This is a genomic window from Helicobacter cinaedi CCUG 18818 = ATCC BAA-847, assembly GCF_000155475.1.
Lineage (GTDB): Bacteria > Campylobacterota > Campylobacteria > Campylobacterales > Helicobacteraceae > Helicobacter_C > Helicobacter_C cinaedi.
On sequence record NZ_DS990406.1, the window covers coordinates 1 to 4,551 of the forward strand.

Below are 4,551 nucleotides of genomic sequence, written 5' to 3' on the forward strand. Positions count from 1 at the left end.
CCTATCTCTATGAAAAAGTAGAGCAAAATAGGGGAAATGCACATTTAGGCGATGGGTATTTATTTATGGGTGAATGGGAATTAGCAGCGGGGATATTAGGGGATATACAAGGATTTACAGGAGCATTACAGCTTTCTGCGACTGGCTTTAAAGCAAGAAATAGAGCGGTTAATTTTTTACTAATACAGCTAGGACACAAAAAGAGTTTTAAAACATTATATGATGGATATAAATACAGAGGTTTTGGAGCAGGTTTGCACGAAAATCCTATTAAAGCACAAATGCTAGAAAACTTTGCCAAGAATCCCCCTTATGATAGCTTTGGTATGCTCCCTTATTTAGATGAGATGATAGGAGTGGATTGGGTAATGGATTTTAATATGTTAGATGAGGGGTATTTCATAGATGAAAGGGGCAATGTTATAGAAGCTTTGAGAGATGATGTTAGACAAGGCAAACTCAAAGACCCTAGAGATAAAGATTCTACAAAGAAGAGTAGGGAGGAATTTTTAAATGAAATTGGTGCAAATTATATTAGATATGATGTCGATTTGTCTAACGATATGAGTGAGGAGGGAGTAAGATACCACATAAATTTTTTACTGCTTGTTTCCAAGCTTAAAGCCATAACTCCACCTCAAGGTTATCCTAATGCACCAACTTACTATATCCCTGAAGATTTAGAGAATATTTATAAAGACCACAAACTAGACAAAAAGCTAAACCCCACTATACCAGCAATGTATAGAGAAAACTTCCCACAAGAATTGCGTGATAAGATAGAATGGTATGCTAAGAAACATAATATAAAGTAGAATATATTAGTATAAGATAAAGAATAATTAAATAATATGTGATTATATATAAACTTGCCCATAATTTGTTTGTATCATATCTTTAACCCAAGAGAAGTTTGAGTGTGTGATTGATTTGTAGAATCTTTTCTGTTTTGAGTAAGCTCATTATCTTTAGCTAAATCAATACCTTTATAATCTCCATACTCATTTCCTGTATGAAGAGTATAAGCTGTAGCATTACTTTGATTAAGAGGATAAAAAGCATCTTTACTTTCATAGAGTCTAAAGAATTGTGTTCCTTTATCTTCTTGTTGTGTGTTTTTCTGTATTATATTTTTTATAAAAACTAAAAATTGTTCTGCTAGATTTGATTCTTCTTTATCATTTACATTAATGTAATAAGTCTTTTCTTCTATTTGATTTTTATTTGCTTGTTGTGTATGAGCAGTGTTTGTGTGATGAGATATACCACTTTGAGCAACAAAGCTATGGGTTGGCTTTCCCCACTCTACTATATGAAGTTCTTTCCCATTAAATCTTAAAGAGAGGGGATATTCAAGTTTAAGCACTTGTTTGACTTTACTGCTCGGAACATTAATATAAGCAAAGATATGAAGATAAGTAGCTTTGTTTATATCAAAGTATTCTTTTTTTAAAGTAAGTGTGTAGTCTTCACCTATATAAGGACTATCACTTCCTTCTTGTGTAATCTTTCTGTAATCAAGTTTTTGAAGAAGAGTTTCATCTGTGCTTAAAATATATGCCCATTTCGTATTTGCTTTAGCTTCTTTGAGTTCTTCTTGTGAGAGCTTGAAATGTAAGAGTATCATTGGCTTTATAATGTATATACTTCTTGTCTTTAAAACTTACACTTTGTACAAGAACTTTGCTCTTGTTTTGTAAGGGAGGCTTTTTTGTGCTCAGTTTTGCATCTGTAATGATATAGCGTTGAGAGAGTTTTGCTTGTCTGTTGATTTGAAAGTTTGGATTAGTTGTTGTGGTTTGGTGTATAGGAGAATAACTCATTTTAAAAGCCTTCACACTGAGAGCTTACCTGACTCTCGTGGATTACTCCATAGATTGCTTTACTTGTATCTTTTACTTCTGGTGGGATATAAGCTACTTTTAGCCATTTGGGATTGGTAGGGTCTTTGCCTAAATTTAAAATGAAACCCTGCTTCACTTTTGAAGTTTTCTCTATTTGCACCCAAAGATGAATGTGGAATATCCACTACATTTACAATGTTAAAATCTGCACAATGTTTTGATACATTAGAAGCACCAACTTCATTAATTGTGTTTGTCATTGCTTGTGATATTAAAATAAGCATTGATTTCATCTTCTGGAGCCGAAATGTCCATAAGTATATAAGGCTTTTTGCCTTTTTGATAAAGAATAAAGATATAAGGGGTATCAATTTTGTTTATTTCTAAGGAATAGTTTTGAAAGATTAGTATCCCGCATTCCTTCACATCTATAGCATAAAAATTGGTTTTGATTCCATTAGCACGCAAGTAATCTCTTGCTGAATAAAGATAGTGTGCCCAATCATCCATTGCAGTATAAAAATCATCTTCATCGTTGCTAGAAAGTTTAAGATTTTTAAAGTAGCCTTCTGTTTGTGTCGCGTAAAATCCACATTTCTCACATAATATCCTGCAATCTTTATGAACCATTTCTACATCATTGCCATAGAGACTACAAATTATACTAATAAACACAATACAATATTTAAACATTATTTTCTCCTAGGGTTGTGTAATTTCAATATGATAGCAAGGTGCTTGATTTCTTCGTTCATCAATAATATGAAAACCTTGATGAATATTTTTGTATTCTTCAGCAGCCCTAAAAAACTCCTTCTGGTTTTTGAGGCTACGCACCGAAACATCAAAGGTATTTTTTATATTATGCTCATTATCTATTTTACACTATATTCTTTAAGAATCTCTAGTATCTTTTCATAATTTGCTATGGCTTTAGAATCTCCTTTAGCTTTAACTTCTTGGAGTTTTTGATTGGCAAGTTGAAGTGGAGTGAGTCCCTCGATAGTCTATTCTATCATTTGTTCTTCATAAATATCTTTATTATCTTTTTGCGTAAGCTTATGCTCTAAGAGAAATTGGACAGATTGTGGATACGCAGATTCTATGGCAACCATTAAAAAAATCATACCACCACTTGCTTGATGAAATATAAATTCCCTTTTGTCAATATCATTTAGCATAAGTGTAAGTCCTAGTATATCACATTGTTCTAACATATCCTTTATAGCATAAGGTGTGCCTACTTGATGATAGTATATATCTGTCTCATATTTACCCTTCCATTGTTCTACCCACTCTTGATAAAGCTTAGATTCGCCTGTGATATTGCATTCTTGCTGATTGTTTTGCGTGGTATGCGAGGTGGCTTGTAGTTGCACCACACATATCAATAAAGCAATCAATACCCCTTTAATTAATTGTTTCATTTTAGTATCCTCCTTGTTCCTTGGTATTTTTAAGTGCTTGGATAATTTTTTCGTAAGTAATTAGCATCTTATTGCCTCCTATGTCCTCATAATAAGATTGTTTGCCATTGGATGTTCTTTTTGTCCCCTTTGGCTTTGTATATCATCGCTCTCTCCTATGACTATACCTAGAGTGCTACTAGGAGCTTTAGGCTTAGGCTTTAGGGTAGGCGTAAAGATAAGGGATTTTGGTAGGAGGGTAAGGGTATATCGCATTTACTTTCTTATACAATACTCTGTCTTGTATCTTTCCAGCCATTTTGTATCATTACTTTCTAAGGCATCATAATAGACATCTATAACGGCACAAGGATAGCAATCTTTGCGATTGCATATGGTGATATTGGCAGTTGTATCATTATGTATATATCCCACACCACCATAATCAAGCCTAAAATCATAAGACTGATTATGAGCTAAAAACTTTCCTGCAATCTCGCATTGATAATGCGGATAATCTCTAACCCCAACAGGGGATTTTTCATCGTATATTTCTGCATTTTGAAAATATGAAGCTATGGCTTCTTTACTCAAAACAAAGAAAGCCCTATCATCAATCTCACATTTCTTGGGATAAGTAATCTCTAAAATATGAATATCTATATCCTTAAAGCTTTTATCCAAAGGCTCGTTTATATCCGCTGCTTGTGAGCAATGTATAAAAGCACACATTATAAACACTAAGTATCGCTTCAGCATTATTTCTCTCCTTTTATATAAAGATTCGCACCCTCACCAGCTGTTTTATTTGCTATTTTATCATGTTCATAAATGTCATTTTCAGTAAGATTGTAATGCTTAAGCAGTATTTTTATTATTTTTCGTAATGCTATCTTTTGTTCTCTTGTAGCCTCATCCCATTTGTGAGTCTTATCGTCATACCAAGCCACCACTTCAATACCTATACTTGTATTATTAGTTATGGTTATCCCCTTTTTTCTTGCCCCAACATGCCAAGTTGTCTTATATAAAGTTGCACATTGATATATTGTGCCATCTTTGTCTATCATAAAATGAGTGCCAGCTCCTTTAGCTTTATGGTTTTGCCACCAATCTATGCTACTTTGAGCACTTTTACTCATAGTTCTATGCAAAATAATAGCCCTGATTTTACCAATTTCCCCGTGTTCTATAAAGTTAGCTAAATTTATTTTGACATCATTACCTTTGCTATCTGTTGGCAACTTAAATCCTGCCCCTTGTATATACCCCTCGCTATCTACATAGTAATTTGATATGTT

6 protein-coding genes and 1 pseudogene are annotated in these 4,551 nt (G+C 33.3%); 1 reads left to right on the forward strand and 6 read right to left on the reverse strand.

The features are described 5' to 3' along the window. Nucleotides 1–815, forward strand: a pseudogene (locus tag HCCG_RS12335) (hypothetical protein); the annotation flags it as partial. A 74-nt stretch (nucleotides 816–889) separates the two neighbouring features. Here the strand turns inward: HCCG_RS12335 and HCCG_RS12690 are convergent. The 6 genes from HCCG_RS12690 to HCCG_RS11565 all read right to left on the reverse strand — a co-directional run. Further along, nucleotides 890–1,627: a hypothetical protein gene (locus HCCG_RS12690; RefSeq protein WP_002957662.1), complete on the reverse strand. Its 738-nt coding sequence runs from the start codon at nucleotides 1,625–1,627 to the stop codon at nucleotides 890–892. Between the two features lie 460 nt (nucleotides 1,628–2,087). Continuing rightward, a complete protein-coding gene (locus HCCG_RS11205; RefSeq protein WP_002957665.1) occupies nucleotides 2,088–2,537 on the reverse strand; it encodes a hypothetical protein in 450 nt (149 codons plus the stop codon). A 314-nt stretch (nucleotides 2,538–2,851) separates the two neighbouring features. Beyond that, the gene (locus HCCG_RS11210) at nucleotides 2,852–3,271 is read right to left on the reverse strand and encodes a hypothetical protein (RefSeq protein ID WP_002957667.1); all 420 of its coding nucleotides are present in this window, start codon (nucleotides 3,269–3,271) and stop codon (nucleotides 2,852–2,854) included. Between the two features lie 78 nt (nucleotides 3,272–3,349). Beyond that, nucleotides 3,350–3,526, reverse strand: a complete 177-nt coding sequence (locus HCCG_RS12340; RefSeq protein WP_002957668.1) for a hypothetical protein — start codon at nucleotides 3,524–3,526, stop codon at nucleotides 3,350–3,352. Further along, nucleotides 3,527–4,009, reverse strand: coding sequence for a hypothetical protein (locus HCCG_RS11215; protein WP_002957669.1), 483 nt, complete (start codon nucleotides 4,007–4,009; stop codon nucleotides 3,527–3,529). Next, nucleotides 4,009–4,551: N-acetylmuramoyl-L-alanine amidase (locus HCCG_RS11565; RefSeq protein ID WP_002957670.1), on the reverse strand; the 543-nt coding region annotated here is incomplete at its 5' end. The genes HCCG_RS11215 and HCCG_RS11565, both read right to left, overlap by 1 nt.